Raw genomic sequence first — 15,220 nt, forward strand, 5'->3', positions numbered from 1 at the left:
AAAAATGAGTTTTCTAATAGCAGAATGGCGAAAATTAGCATTTGTAAATTATGAAATAGAACCTTCTTTACTTCTTCCTTATCTTCCATTTGGAACAGAACTAGATTTGTGGAAAGGAAAATGTTATGTTAGTCTAATCGGTTTTATGTTTAAGGATGTAAAACTAATAGGGTTTTCTATTCCCTTTCATACTGATTTTGAAGAAGTAAATTTGCGTTTTTATGTAAAAAGATTAGACCCAATAACAAAAGAATGGAAAAGAGGAGTTGTTTTTATACAAGAAATTGTTCCCAAACCTGCCATTACTTTTGTAGCAAATATGATTTATGGAGAAAATTATGAAACAATGAAAATGAGTCATCAATGGATAGAAAATCAAGATAATAGAGAAATAGAATACACATGGCAAAAAAATAAGAATGAAAAACTTAATTCTATTTATCTCAAAACAACTAAAAATCTAAGTGAAATAGAAGAAGGAAGCAAAACAGAATTTATAACAGAACATTATTGGGGTTATGCAAAACAAGGCGACCAAAAAACAAATGAATACGAAGTAACTCACCCAAAATGGCAAAAGTATGATGTTTTAGACTATGAAATAAAAGCTGATTTTGGTGGAATTTATGGAGAAGAATTTTCTTTTTTGGATAATCAAAAACCTGCTTCAGTTATGCTTGCTGAAGGTTCGAAAATTACGGTAGAACCAAAAAGTAAGATTAAACAATGAAATGAACAAAGCCATAAATGTCTATTCCAAACCTTCAAGATTTTTAAAAGTCTTGAAGGTTTTTTCTTTTAAAATAGTATGCAATTAAACCTTTCTCATCTGTTTGTATCTAACCTTACGAAAAGCGACCAATAAAAATTTTGATTTGAAATAAAGAAAAATAGAATTTCTAAAAAAATCATAAATAAAAATTCAGATTAAACCTTCGCTTTTCACTTGTATCTAACCTTACGAATACCAATAAAAAAACAATTTTAAATGTATTCAAAATTAGTTTAAAATCTATTCACTAAATTATATTTCAAAAACAATCAATTTCCATCAATTATGAAAATCATTCAAAAAATCGCAATTTTATCTTTAGCCTTATTCTTTGCTTTTTCAGTTAGTGCATTTGCACAAAAAGAGGGTGAAGGCAGACATGGAAGACACCATAATCACGAACAAAGACTAGAAAAAATGAAAGAAGAACTCGGACTTTCAGATGCTCAAGTAGAACAAATAAAAGCTCTTCACGAGAAGAAAAAAGAAGAAGCTAAAGCTAGGTCAAAAACAAACCGATCAGAGTTTAAAGCAGAGATGGACAAAATTTTGACTCCAGAACAACGCAAAAAAGCAGATGCTTTACGAGCAGAACGCAAAGACCCAAACAAAAGAGCAGAAAAACATATCGAAAAATTAAAGTCAGACCTTTCTTTGACTGATGCACAAGCTACTAAAGTAAAAGCTGCCTTAGTTACAAAAATGACTAAAATGCAAACTCTCAAAGAAGCAGCAGGAGACGAAAAAGTAGATAAAGAAGAGCGTAAAGCTGTAAAAACTGCCTTTGAAGCGGAACTAAAATCTATTCTTTCTAGCGAACAGTTTACTAAATATGAGCAAATAAAAGCAGAGAAAAAAGGCAAACATGGTAAAGGAGGCAAACACAGAAAAGGTAAAAAATAATACTCTAAAAGAGAAAAATAGATATTGTTTATCCAAAAATAGCTTCTAGCCTTCCAAATAATTTATAAAATAAAAGCCGTTATTTTTATAAAAATGACGGCTTTTTCTTTCTTCTAATAAGAACTAATTAGTCTTCTTCCTCTTCCTGTGTTCCATCAGGCATATAAATCAGACGATGCAAATTTTCTTCTCTAAAAATTTCTTGAGCAATTTCTTGTAAGTCAAAAACAGTCAAGGCATCTATTTTATCAAAAAATTCTTGTAGTGAAACCATCCTTCCAAAATCTAAAAATGATTTTCCCATTCCTATCATAAGTCCAGAATTACTCTCACTTGACATTGCCAATTGCCCTTTAAACTGCTGTTTGGCTGTGTGAAAAAGTCCACTTCCAAGCGTTTTTTCTTTGAGTAAATTGAGTTGCTTCAAAACTAAATTTAGACTTTTATCCAAACTCTTCTTTTCTGTTGCAAACGAAATAGCAAACATTCCAGAATCGCTATATGCTGAGAAACCTGAATCGACAGAATAAACCAAACCATACTTTTCTCTTAGTGAAAGATTAAGACGAGAATTGAGCGCAGGACCTCCCAAATAATTATTGAGAAGCGCAAAAGGAATACGTTTATTGTCGTGCAAATTATAAGCTGCGCCACCAATCATACAATGTGCCTGTGAAATAGATTTTGGCTTAATAATATGTTGTGCTTTTATGAAAGGTGCAGAATTTCGGTATAAAGTCGAAGTAAAAACAGGAATATCAGCAATATATTTCTCTACCATTTTTTTTACTTTCTCAAAAGGCAAACGACTAACAGAGGAAAAAACAAGTCGGCTTGTATCCAAATTTTGAGCTACAAAATCTTCAAAATCGATTCTTTTAAAACGCTTTACACTTTCACTTGTTCCTAAAATTTGTTTTCCTAAAGCATGGTTTCCAAAAACGACTTCATCAAACTCATCATCTAACAAATCAATTGGATTATCTTTATACATCGCCATTTCTTCCAAAATAACACCTCTTTCTTTCTCAATTTCTTTATCTGGAAAAACAGAACGAAAGGCAATATCTGATAAAATATCAATTGCTTTTTCAGAATGTTCATCCAAAACAGAAGCATAAAAAACAATCTTTTCTTTCGTTGTAAAGGCATTGAGTTCGCCCCCAACAGCATCCAAACGATTTATGATATGAAAAGCCTTTCGTTTTTGAGTTCCTTTGAAAGCCATGTGTTCCCAAAAGTGTGCTATTCCTTCCTGATGTGCTTTTTCATCTCTACTTCCCACCTCCAAACTAAACCCACAATGTGCTATTTTGGTATGATTTACTCTACAATGAACCAAACGAATACCATTAGGAAACGTATAAACTTGGTAATTATCTGAATTAGTATCTATACTCATAGTATGCTATAAAATCTCTTTTTTTACTTTTAATTTACAAAGTAACAAATAAGTATCGGTTTTGTCTAACTGAAAATCTTAACTTCATTCTCATGAACACAAATCATCCCTTAATTTATCTCTTTTCTGGACTTGGCGCAGATAGCTCTGTATTTAGTAATCTTTCATTTTTAAAAAATAAAAAATATAAATTTATAGAATGGGAAACTCCACAAACAGATACAACAAAAAAAGTAATTCTGATAGGTGTTTCGTTTGGTGGAATGTTAGTTTCCGAACTTTCCAAACATATTCAAACCGAGAAAGTCATTTTAATTTCAAGTGCTTCCACTCCTAAAGAAATTCCATTTTTGTATAGATTGTTTGGAATATTAAAACTCTACTTTTTTATTCCTAGTTTTTTACTCAACAGACCTAATAAATTACTTAGTTTTGCTTTTGGAACAACTAACAAAAGATACAGAAAAGAAGAAAGACAGCTTTATCAAATCATCAGAAATTCAAATCCAAAATTCGCCAAATCTTTTATAAAAATGATTTTGAAGTGGCAACACAAAGAGAAGAGTAATAGAGTTATTACGAATTCTATTTTCAGAATTCATGGTACAAACGATTTGGTGATTCCTTTTTCTACTAAAAGATTGAATAAAAATGATTTTCTGATTGAGAATGGAGGGCATTTTATGATTTTGACACATTCAAATGAAATAAATATCCTTATCAAAGAGATTATAGAGAATATATAAGACATTTATGTTTCATTTTTATAAAAATAAGATATTCTCATAGAGTCTTTAAAATTATGGCTAGTCATTTGAATAGAATAATTACAAAAACTATCCTAAATTAATTGATAAATGACTTTTTTAATGAAAAAACATAATCTTGATAAAAAGATACTGACCAGTATTTTATTTCTACTTTTTATTTCTTTTTCTACTGATTTATTTTCCCAAAATTCTCTTTTGGAAGAATATCGAAAAATATATCCTAAAGAAAAAGCTGTTTTTGTTTATAGAAAAAAAGAAGTAAATATTGATTTTGATACAAAAAAAGATAGTTTTAAAATCATCTCACAGGTAGAATCACGTATGTTGCATTTGCGTCTTCACTCGCAAGCCTACGCACAAGAGGCAATTACCTACTCAGATTATAACAAAATAAGAAATGTTGATGCTTATTCTTTAGTCCAAACTGCTGACGGAATAAAGAAAAAACAAGTCGTCAATTTTCAAACTCGTGATGCCGTTTCAGATGATGTTTTTTATAATGATGTAAAGGAAAAAGTTTTTTTGTTTTCCAATATAACAGCAGGTACACAAACACATCTTGCTTATACAGAAGAGCTTTTAGAACCTCGTTTTTTGGGTAGCTTTTTCTTTACTTCTTACATTCACTCCCAAAAAACAGAATTATCAGTTTCGGTAGCTAATACTATAGAAATTGGGTTTCAGCTTTTCGGAATGGATACAAGTAAAATTAATTTTATAGAAAAAATAGAAGGAGATAGAAAAATATATACGTGGACTTTAGAAAATGCTCCCAAATATACAGACGAAAAATCGTCACCTAACCTTCGTTATTATGAACCTCATGTGGTTTTGTTTATCAAAAATAGAGAAGACGAAAATGATAAAAAAGTGTCTTTATCATCTTCTATACAAGACCTATACGATTGGTATTATCCTTTTATAAAGGAAATTGATACTATGAAAGAATTTCCTGAGTTAGAGTATTTTGTTGATGAACTAACTGCAAATGACACTACAGCACTAGCAAAATCGCAACGTATTTTTGATTGGATTTCTACACAGGTTCAATATATTGCATTTGAAGATGGAGAACGTGGATTCAGACCTGCACAACCTGAAAAAGTATGTAAACGAAAATATGGCGATTGTAAGGATATGGCAAGTGCACTTTTGGCAATGCTTAGAATAGAAGGTATTGAAGCACATTTTGCGTGGCTAGGTTCAAGAGACTTGCCTTATAGATACTCTCAACTACCTATTCCATTAGTAGACAATCATATGATTGTAGTTGCAAAAATAAATGGAAAAAATTATTTTTTGGATGCAACAGGAAATCAAGAAATATTTGGAATGCCATCTTATTTTACACAAAACAAAGAGGCTTTAGTAGCTATCAATTCTAAAAAATTTGAAATTTTGAATGTTGATTCTGCTCCTTATTCCCAAAATAGTATTTATGATAGTGCAAAAGTAAAAATTGATGGCGCAAAAATAAGTGCAACAGGAAATATGGTTTTGAAAGGTTTTCCTAAAACAACAATTCTTCCTTATCTACAATTTCAAGATAAAGAGCAAGAAATAGAAGCATTTAAACGCCTACTCAATCCTCATGAACCTACTCTACAACTCAAAAAAACGGAAGTTTTATCTACTAAAAGAGAAAAACCCTTGCAGATAAATTATGAATATGAAATTCCTAATCATACACAATCTTTATACAGCGAGTTTTATATCAATCTTCATTTGAATCCAATTTGGAGGAATACAGAAATTGATAGTTTGAGAAAAACTCCTGTAAGTGCCAATTATAAATTCGAAAAAACGCAAGTCTATGTATTAGAACTTCCAAGAGGAGCAGCTATCAAATATTTACCTCAAAATCAAAAATATGATTCTGAGTATTTTGGCTTTTCAGTAGAATATACTCGCAGCTCTGAACAGATAATTTTAAAGCACTCAGTATATAGTAATTATTTAATTTTACCTATTTCGGAATATAAGAAATGGAATGAAATGATAAAACAATTGCATCAAGCATATAGGCAAAATATTGTCTTGCAGCGTTAAAAAAAAGACTACTTTAGATTAAAATAATCAAAGTAGTCTTTTTTTAGAACTGTTGTTTATATTTATTTTTCATTACTTAATATCTTCTTTTTTACCTTCCAATACTTCACGTACTGTGTAGGTAGCAATCATAAATTCTTCTCCTTTATGTTGTCTTATTCTTCCTATGATTTCTTTTTGTAAAGAAGCATTATTTTTGAGTTCGTCATAAAGTTTATCTTCATTAGAAATAAGCGAACCTGAAAGAGCAATTTTCACTTCTGGATGTATAGCTTCACAGACATAATGAAAACTACTATAACCAGATTTGTAATTTACATCACAAGGTTTCATTGGTTTTCTTGTAATTGGACAAATATTTCCTCTAAGAAATTCGTCTAATCGTTCTGCAAATAATTTTGAATTGTAATATCCCATAGCGTTGGTGACCGTTTTTTGACAGTTTGGTTTTCTTTAGTGTTTTTATTTCACAGAAGTAAATTTAAAAACAATTTCTGTTAAATATATTTTAATTTGAATTATAGAAACTCCTCAAACAGACACTAAGTACAAACTGTGAAAAGAATTTTAATTGTTTTGCTCTGATTATTTTACCTATTAAAGATACTATTATTATATCAAAAAAACAAACCTTAAATTAACAAAAAATCTTTATTGTTAAATTAAAAATCATATTAGTGAATCAATTATAATAAAAAAGTTAAACAAAATTATTATTTGTATATAGTTTGATTTCAAATCTATCTCTAAATAAACGTTAAACTGGGCTTATTTTTTCTATATTTTAATAATCCTGCAACCTTTCTGAAAAAAAACTGTCTTTCTAAAAAAATAAAAATAGTACCCTAAACTTATTATCCTCATGAAATCACTTCTCACTCCTGTTGTATTCTCACTTCTTTTTATGTTTCCTGTTTTAAGTTTTGCTCAAGATTCGGAAGAAGATAAAAAAGAGGAAAAAAAATCAGTTAGAACAGATTCAAAAACAAACAGTAAAACAAATCATCGAAGAGTTATTATCATCGAACAAGACGAGCTAAATGAACTAAAAGAAGATATAAGAATCGATTTAAAAGCATTAAAAATTGACCTAAAAAATGCCTTCAGACAACTTGAAGATGTTGATTGGGAGGAAGTGAATGAAGAAATTGAAATTGCTATGGAAGAAGCAAGGCAAGGACTAGAGGAAGCTAATGAAGAATTAGCTAACATCAGAATAGAAATTGATGAAGATTTTGCAAATGAGCTGCATGAAGAATTGGATGAGCTTCACGAAGAATTAGACGATATACATACAAATAATGGTTCGCCACGTATTCGCATTCTGACACAAAACAGTCGTCCTTACAAAGAAAGAAGAACTATAGAACGTGATTTTTCTGAATTGAATGTAGAAGAAAATCCAACTCTTTCTGATAAGATGAAAAAAGAAACCACTACTTTATTTGATAAAGATGTTCAAAATTCTGTCAAAATAACTCCACAAAAAAAAGAAGGAATATTTACTCTAAATTTCTCATTGTCAAATAATAAAGCTGATAAAAAAACAACTTATATTGAGGTTTATGACTCTGCTGGAAATGTAATCTACTTTGAATCTTTAGTTGATTTTTCTGGAGATTATCAAGGCAAAATTGATTTAGCTGTTAATGGTACAGATACTTATACACTTGTTGTTCGTCAAGGAACAAATTATTTGAGCAGAAAAATTGAATTGAAATAAAATAAGTTTTACGTTAAAAAAAAGCACTTGATTAATTCAAATCAAGTGCTTTTTTGTTTTATCCTGCTAATTCCAACTGATTTTTAACAAGATTAAAATACATTCCTCTTTTCTCTACTAATTCTTCGTGTGTTCCTTGCTCTCTAATTTTTCCTTTTTCTAAGAATATAATTTGGTCTGCATTTTTTACAGTGCTTAGTCTATGCGCTATAATAATTTGTGTTTTAGACTTCCCAAAGCGTTGTAAATTTTCTGAAATTACCTTTTCATTTTTGGCATCTAATGCAGAAGTAGCTTCATCAAAAAACAAATAATCGGGATCTTTATATACAGCCCGAGCAATGAGTAAACGTTGCTTTTGTCCTTGACTTACCCCTTCACCTGACTGTCCTATTTTGGTATGAAAACCTAAAGGCAAAGTTTGGATATGCTCATAAATATTAGCTGTCTGTGTGGCTTCTATAAGATGTTTTTGTGTAGGACGTTCATCGCCTAAAGCAATATTTTTGGCTATACTTTCCGAAAAAATAAAGCCTTCTTGCATAACAGAACCAATAGTAGCACGCCAAACTGAGCTACTGAGTGCAGTCAGGGGCAATGAGCCAACCGTAATTTGTCCACTTTGAGGAATATAATATTTTAATAACAGTTTCAAAAGTGTCGTTTTTCCACTTCCACTTTCTCCTACAATAGCTGTCGTTTTTCCTGTCGGAATATGAAGAGTCAAATCGTCTATGGCTGGTTGGCTGTGTGGTGTTCCGTATCGGAATGTTACATTTTTAAGATGAATATCTCTTGAGTTTTCGCCTTGAGGAAGTTCTTTAATAAGAAAATCTTCTGAATCTTCATCTTTTTGTTCGTGAATTTCTGCCAAACGTTCCAAACTCAATTTTGCATCTTGTCCTTGTTGTACAAAATTAACTGATTGAAGCAAAGGAACTTCCATTTGTCCCAAAACTTGCTGTACTGCCATCATCATTCCTAGTGTCATACTTCCTTGAATTACTTCATAAGCAGCCCAAAAAGTAATAATGATATTTTTGAGTTCATTGATAAAACCTCCTCCATACTGTTGAAACTGACTTAGACGTAAACTTTGCATCGATAACTTAGCTCTCTTTACCTGCAAACGTTCCCATTCCCATCGTTTTTCTTTCTCAAAATTATTAAACTTAATTTCTGCCATTCCTTGTACAAGTTCTACCTCGTTACTTTGAGTGGAAGAAGAAAGTGCAAAGCGTTTGTTATCTAAAACTTTTCTTTTCTTTAAAAAAAGCAAAATCCAAGTGATATATAAAGCACTTCCTGCTAAAAAAAGTGCAAATATAACAGGACTATAAATTACTACTAGTATACCAACAGAGAATAAACTAGCTAAAGAGAAGATAAAATCTAATAACGTTCCACTCAAAAACTGTTCAATTCGCTGATTATCTTGCATACGTTGCAGAATATCTCCTAGGTTTTTAGATTCAAAAAATGGTAAAGGCAATCGAATCATTTTTGCCAAAAAATCAGATACAATTTGTATGTTTAGGCGTACAGACAATTGCAACAAAATCCAACTTCTGATAAGATTAATAAAGTTTTTGGATAGAAAAAATAAAAGTTGAGCTATCAAAACAACATACACAAAGGAAAGATTTTTCTGCTGAATTCCTGTATCTACTAAGGCTTGAGTAAGTAAAGGTAAGAAAAGCGAAAGTAGAGTAGCTCCCAAAAGCCCTAAAAACAATTGAAAAATAATCGCTTTATAAGGCTTTAAATAATTTAATAAATACCCAAAAGAAGCCTTGCTTTCTTCTACATCATCTTGATTATCAAAGTCTGGTGTAGTTTCTATCAAGAGTGCAATTCCAGTTTCTTCTTCTTTTATTTGCCCTTCTTTTGCTGCTCCATTGGCCTGAATCCACGCTTTCTTAAATTCTTGGTGTGTATATTCTAAAAGCTGCGAAGCTGGATCTGCTACAAAAACTTTTTTATTTGTGATTTTATAGACCACAACAAAATGATTTTGATTCCAGTGTGCTATAAAAGGAACAGGTTTTTCTTCTATGAGCGTTTCAATATCTATTTGAACAGCAAGTGTGCGAAGTCCAATGTTTTCGGCTGCTGTAGCAATTCCTAAAAGAGAAACGCCTTGTTTGCCTATATAACAGTTTTCTCTCAAAAAAGGTAGTGAGAAATTTTTTCCGTAATATTTTGTAATCATCTTCAAACACGTAGGACCACAATCCATTTGGTCACGTTGCTTGATATGAGGAAATTTAGCCATTTGGTACTTTCTATATTAATATGGTTTATTTTATAACAAAAGTAATGTAAAAATTTGGAATAGAGAAAAATAACTATCATTGCTTATAAAAAATAAGATTATGAATTATAAATCACGTTTATATTTGTCGGAATCAGTTACTAAGCATAGAGCTATATAGTCTAATAATGAAATTATTTTCAAACACAAACAGCTTATTATCAGACAATTAAAAATTACTTTAGAAATCAGGGTTCTTTTTATTTGGAAATACACCTTTTTTTTTTTTGATATTTGTGATATCAAACTTACTTAGTAAGTCTTCTGAAAGGCAGGTTAGATAATAAATTATTTTTAAATTCATTAAATTTTTATGTTCTATGAAAAATCTTAAAAAAAGATTTGGTAAGTTTGCTGTTTCTAACAAAGATGCTAACCGTATTAGTGGTGGTATTATCCGTCCAGGTGATCCTGGTACTAATTCAACTTTGTGCTGTGATTGGGGAGATGGTAGTGGTCATAGAAATACTATATGTGGTTATGAAAACCAAGGCTATAATTTAGAAACTGTAACAGCGTATTGTAGGTCACGTTCTTCTCAAGGCTGCCAGACGTGTTATTGGATGTAGACTAAAGTTTAAATTACATTTTTTGTTGTACAAATCAAAATTAAGCAATATATGAAATATTTTGTATTTGTTCTTTTGGCACCTTTTCTTTTAGCATGCAGTTCTGAAAAAGAAAAATTAGTTAAATCTTCTTTTATACTGCCAAGTATTATTTACCAAGATACTGAAGTAAGCATCAATGCTATAAGAGACAGTATTAATATTAACACTGACTCATTATTTTTTCACATAGATTTTTTTTTAGAAGATCTTAGTGTAAGAAGAGGTTTTATAAAAGTAAATGAGGGAGTAGGTAAATTTACTATTCCCTCTGATGCAGCTTATTTTTTTGGATATTTCTATAACTTAGAAGATTCAGATACAATTATATACGAACGTGTAATTTATAATGGTAGGCATAAACCTGCTTTAAATTCATTTCAGAACTATACCACAAAAGAGAGGTTAGAGAGTGAATTAAGTAATTATCCTAATAATATTATAGCTTATGCAAATCACGTTACTTACTTACGTGGTCAGTATTATAAAGGACAAATTAGTGATACACTTTATAGAGAGAAAGCAATATCCTACTTAGATAGTGCTAAAGCTAAATTTAATCCAGAAAATGCTTCTCACCTTTCTACCATGGCTATTTTATACTCAAACAATAAACAATTAAAAAACTCTCAAAAGTATATCTTAGAGCTGCTGAATAATTATCCGAACAGTAATTTTTTGCATAAAGCTATGATCGACTATAATGCTGCTATTGATTATGAGGGAGAGAAAAGTAGTGAAGAATATTTCTTTGACTCAGTAATGAACCAGATATCAAAAAAATATCCTAACTCTTTTGTAGGTATGAATCATTCACAAGGTTTTTATAATTTTGTATCTCCATTTTATAAAGATAGAGATATTATATATAATAATGTTTTTTGGATGGATAACATAGACTCTACTAGAATAGACTTTCTTAATCCTAGTGCAAATGCGTATATATATCTAGGAAAGTATGATTCAGCTATGATATTAGCTGACAATCTATTAGAAAAATCTAAAAATAACTATGGAAGACATAAAAATCCGATGCTTACTAAGCAAAACATGAAGAAAATGGGGTATAAACAGACAGATGGATTTATAGCAGATGCTTATGCTCTCATGTCAGATATAGAAGTAGCAAGAAAAAATTATAATAAAGCAGTGTATTTCATAAATACGAGTGTTTTTTATTATAGAAGTGATACAATGAATCAGTCAAGCAATTATTCTATTACCTACCTTCTCAAAATGAAAGCTACTCTTTACAAAAGACTAGATAAGTATTCTGAAGCCTTGAAAATTTATGATACTCTTTATCAAAATAATAGAGAAATAGAAACTTTAGATTCTATTAAAGTTCTTTTCAAGGAAACAGAGCAAGAAAAAGGGTTTGAAAGCTATGCTAAAAATCTAAAAGAAAGGGTAGAAAACGAAAACCAAGAAACAAAAAAACTAGCTGCTGATTTTTCTATCAAAGATATGTCTGGCTACGAAATAAAATTATCGGAATGGAAAGAACGAGTAGTTGTTCTGAATTTTTGGGCAAACTATTGTCTTCCATGTGCAAAAGAAATTCCGTATCTCAATAAGATATGGAGAGAAACCCAAACAGATGATATTATTTTCTTAGCTGTTACAAAGAATACACCTCTTGAAGTAACACGTTTTGCACAGCGACAAAAAGAAATGTTTAGCTTTTCTATCCTTCCAAATGCAAAAGAATTAGCTGATGTGTATGATGTAAATCTAGTTCCTACAACTATTGTTATCAATAAAAAAGGCGAAATTGTGCATAAAGAAAGTGGCTTTAGTGGAAATATAGACAAACTCAAACAGGTAGTTTTGGAAGAGTTAGCTAAATAGAATAATTGTAAGTTGAATTAAATTTTAAACATAGAATGTCCAAGTATTTATCTTGGTAAAAAACTTTTATATGTTTGTATCGTTTTTTTCTTAATTTGAGAAATTATTTTAAGAAAACTTTATGGATTCACTTACACAAATTGTATTAGGAGCAGCCGTTGGCGAACTTATCGCAGGGCGCAAAATTGGAAATCAAGCTATGCTTTGGGGCGCAGTTGCAGGAACAATTCCAGACTTAGATGTTTTGGCAAATCCTTTTTTGGATATTGTACAAGAATTGCGTTGGCATCGTAGTTTGATGCACTCTGTGTTGTTTGCTGTTATTATTGCGCCACTTTTGGGTTGGCTTTTTAATTTTCTGGGAACAAAATACAAACTCAAATTTCTATCAGAAATGAGTTTTTGGAGATGGACACATTTGTTTTTTTGGGGAATGATTACGCATTCTTGGCTAGATATGTTTACTACTTGGGGAACAAAGATTTTCTATCCTTTTTCAGATTATGGTTATGCTACCAAAACCGTTTTTGTCATTGATTTTTTCTATACGATTCCTTTTTTGATTTTGCTTCTTTGGGCAAGGTTTTTACCTGCTTTTAAAGGAAATTCTTATGGTAATTCATATAATAAAAAACGTGCTTTTTTGGTTTGGTTTGGCGTAGGAATGTCTTCTTTTTATTTATTAATGGGAGTGATTAATCAGCAGCGAGTAAATTCTGTTTTTGAAGAAAATCTAAAAGCACAAAATATTGATTATCTGCGTTACGATACCAAAACTACACCGTTGAATATTTTACTTTGGAATAATATTGTAGAAACAGAAGACGGTTATTATAGTGGTTATTATTCTGTTTTAGATGAAAACAAATCAGTAAATTACAATTATTTTGATAAAAATTGGCAGCTTTTAGACCCATTAAAAGACAATGAAAAAGTAAAACAGCTTTTAGAAGTTCCACAAGGATATTACACAGTAAAAACAAGAACAGAAAATGGAAAGAAAATTTATCAAATAAATGACCTTCGTTTTGGACAATTAGACGGCTGGCAGAATGGAGATGGCGATTTTGTCTTTACGTATCTGATTACAGAAGATGAAAACGGTAATTTATCTTTTGAGCAAAAAAGAAATAATTATGCAGAAGGTTTTGAGCTTGTAGGGCAACTTTTTGGAAGAGCTTTAGGAAATTAGATTATAACTCAGAATTCATAAAAAATGCTTACAAAATCCTTTTGATTCTGTAAGCATTTTTTATAGAAAATATATCTGAATGTATCTTATTTAGCAGGAAGAATTTTTCCACTAACTTCTCCAAAACCAATTCTTACAGAATCATTCTGACAAAAACCACGCATTACAATTGAATCATTATCTTGAATAAATTTGCGCTCTTCTCCACCTTTCAATGTAAGTGTTTTTTTGCCTCCTTGTGTAATTTCGATAAGTGAACCATACGAATTTTCATCTTTTCCACTAATTGTTCCCGAAGCACACATATCACCAACATTGATATTACAACCATTTACGGTATGGTGTGTAAGTTGCTGCGCCATATTCCAGTACAAATATTTGAAACTTGAGTGACTAATTGTAGTCGCTTCTCCATTTTCAGGAATAAAATCTACTTCTAAACTAATATTAAAATTATGTTTTCCTGTGTATTTCAAATAATCCAAAACTTCTGGGTCTTGCTTTGGACTTTCTACTCTAAACGGCTCTAAAGCATCAAGCGTAACTATCCAAGGTGAAATAGAAGAGGCAAAACTTTTGCCCAAGAAAGGTCCTAATGGCACATATTCCCATTTTTGAATATCTCTAGCCGACCAATCATTAAAGACAACCATTCCAAAAATATGGTCTTCTGCTGTGTCAATCGTTACAGATTCACCCAATTTTGTAGACTTACCAACAATGAAAGCCATTTCTAATTCGAAATCTAATGTTCTACAAGGCGAAAAAATAGGTGGCTCGTTCTCATTTGGTTTTATTTGTCCTTTTGGTCTATGAATTTCTGTACCTGAAATAACAATAGAAGAAGCACGACCATGATAACCAACAGGAATATGTTTCCAGTTTGGCATAAGTGCCTCTGCATTTGGTCTAAAAAGTTTTCCTAAGTTAGTAGCGTGTTCGATGCTAGAATAAAAATCAGTATAATCGCCTACTTGTACAGGCATGTGCATTGTTACGTTTGCTACAGGAACGAGAACTTTGTCTTTTTGCTTCTCTAAATCAGAACCAGTTTGTAATAATTCTGAGATTTTTTCTCGTGTAGCTCTCCAATTTTCTTGACCTAATTCTATAAAAGGATTAAGAACGTTCTCATAAAAAACGCTATGGTCAAAATCTAAATCATTTAATAAATTTGAGTCAGAAAGTTCTGCTAAATCTAATACAAAATCTCCGATACGAACGCCTACACGAGCATCTTGGTTGTCAGTAGAAAAAATACCAAATGGTAAGTTTTGAATTGGAAAGTCTGAATCTTTTGCAATTTCTACAAAAGATTTTAAGGCTGGATTGTTAGCTTTGAATGTGTGTGCTGACATGAAATGTGTCGTTTTTATGGTAAAATATAAGTTTAAAAAATTGCTATACTGCAAATATACACAATCGTATAGAATTGATTTTGTTATGAAAAATAAATACATTCTTTAACACTAAGGCACAGAGAGAAATACACAGTTTCACAAGGTCTGAAAAATTAGAATATCAAAATACATTTTCTAAATCTAACTCGAATCCTTCCAAAATTATCTTATCAACCAACTCTAAAAGATATTTTTGTTTCTCTTCTTTTAAAGCAGAAATTGTAGTCGCTAATTTT

Annotated in this window: 12 protein-coding genes; 8 read left to right on the forward strand and 4 right to left on the reverse strand. The window is 30.7% G+C overall.

The window, feature by feature from the left end; all coding sequences use genetic code 11:
- The first annotated feature begins 4 nt into the window (after positions 1-4).
- Together V9L04_RS04335 and V9L04_RS04340 are read left to right on the forward strand one after the other, a co-directional pair.
- Positions 5-730 (forward strand): DUF2071 domain-containing protein, encoded by a 726-nt coding sequence (locus V9L04_RS04335; RefSeq protein WP_338792851.1) that lies wholly within the window; start codon positions 5-7, stop codon positions 728-730.
- Positions 731-1,057: 327 nt separating this feature from the next.
- Positions 1,058-1,675, forward strand: a complete 618-nt coding sequence (locus V9L04_RS04340) for a hypothetical protein (RefSeq protein WP_338792852.1) — start codon at positions 1,058-1,060, stop codon at positions 1,673-1,675.
- Between the two features lie 127 nt (positions 1,676-1,802).
- Here the strand turns inward: V9L04_RS04340 and V9L04_RS04345 are convergent, their stop codons facing one another.
- Entirely contained in the window at positions 1,803-3,077 is a 1,275-nt protein-coding gene (locus tag V9L04_RS04345; RefSeq protein ID WP_338792853.1) for a pitrilysin family protein, read from the reverse strand.
- A gap of 92 nt (positions 3,078-3,169) precedes the next feature.
- On the opposite strand from V9L04_RS04345, the gene V9L04_RS04350 reads away from it, so the two are divergent.
- Both V9L04_RS04350 and V9L04_RS04355 read left to right on the forward strand, forming a co-directional pair.
- The gene (locus V9L04_RS04350) at positions 3,170-3,823 is read left to right on the forward strand and encodes a hypothetical protein (RefSeq protein WP_338792854.1); all 654 of its coding nucleotides are present in this window, start codon (positions 3,170-3,172) and stop codon (positions 3,821-3,823) included.
- 123 nt (positions 3,824-3,946) lie between these two features.
- Positions 3,947-5,896, forward strand: a complete 1,950-nt coding sequence (locus tag V9L04_RS04355) for a DUF3857 domain-containing protein (RefSeq protein WP_338792855.1) — start codon at positions 3,947-3,949, stop codon at positions 5,894-5,896.
- Between the two features lie 72 nt (positions 5,897-5,968).
- On the opposite strand, the gene V9L04_RS04360 is transcribed toward V9L04_RS04355, so the two are convergent.
- Positions 5,969-6,313 carry a hypothetical protein gene (locus V9L04_RS04360; protein WP_338792856.1) on the reverse strand — a complete coding sequence of 115 codons (345 nt, stop codon included), beginning with the start codon at positions 6,311-6,313 and terminating at the stop codon, positions 5,969-5,971.
- Positions 6,314-6,758: 445 nt separating this feature from the next.
- Here V9L04_RS04360 and V9L04_RS04365 point away from each other — a divergent pair, with 445 nt between their 5' ends.
- Positions 6,759-7,619, forward strand: a complete 861-nt coding sequence (locus V9L04_RS04365; protein WP_338792857.1) for a hypothetical protein — start codon at positions 6,759-6,761, stop codon at positions 7,617-7,619.
- A 58-nt stretch (positions 7,620-7,677) separates the two neighbouring features.
- On the opposite strand, the gene V9L04_RS04370 is transcribed toward V9L04_RS04365, so the two are convergent.
- The gene (locus V9L04_RS04370; protein ID WP_338792858.1) at positions 7,678-9,894 is read right to left on the reverse strand and encodes a peptidase domain-containing ABC transporter; all 2,217 of its coding nucleotides are present in this window, start codon (positions 9,892-9,894) and stop codon (positions 7,678-7,680) included.
- Positions 9,895-10,253: 359 nt separating this feature from the next.
- Between V9L04_RS04370 and V9L04_RS04375 the strand changes: the two genes are divergently transcribed.
- The 3 genes from V9L04_RS04375 to V9L04_RS04385 all read left to right on the forward strand — a co-directional run bounded on the left by V9L04_RS04375 (position 10,254) and on the right by V9L04_RS04385 (position 13,584).
- Positions 10,254-10,502, forward strand: coding sequence for a hypothetical protein (locus V9L04_RS04375; protein WP_338792859.1), 249 nt, complete (start codon positions 10,254-10,256; stop codon positions 10,500-10,502).
- 51 nt (positions 10,503-10,553) lie between these two features.
- Positions 10,554-12,392: a TlpA disulfide reductase family protein gene (locus V9L04_RS04380; protein WP_338792860.1), complete on the forward strand. Its 1,839-nt coding sequence runs from the start codon at positions 10,554-10,556 to the stop codon at positions 12,390-12,392.
- Between the two features lie 121 nt (positions 12,393-12,513).
- Positions 12,514-13,584, forward strand: a complete 1,071-nt coding sequence (locus V9L04_RS04385) for a metal-dependent hydrolase (RefSeq protein ID WP_338792861.1) — start codon at positions 12,514-12,516, stop codon at positions 13,582-13,584.
- An 86-nt stretch (positions 13,585-13,670) separates the two neighbouring features.
- Here V9L04_RS04385 and fahA read toward each other — a convergent pair whose 3' ends face one another.
- Positions 13,671-14,942 carry a fumarylacetoacetase gene (fahA, locus tag V9L04_RS04390; RefSeq protein ID WP_338792862.1) on the reverse strand — a complete coding sequence of 424 codons (1,272 nt, stop codon included), beginning with the start codon at positions 14,940-14,942 and terminating at the stop codon, positions 13,671-13,673.
- Positions 14,943-15,220: the final 278 nt, after the last annotated feature.

The organism is Bernardetia sp. MNP-M8 (assembly GCF_037126285.1).
Taxonomy (GTDB): Bacteria; Bacteroidota; Bacteroidia; order Cytophagales; family Bernardetiaceae; genus Bernardetia.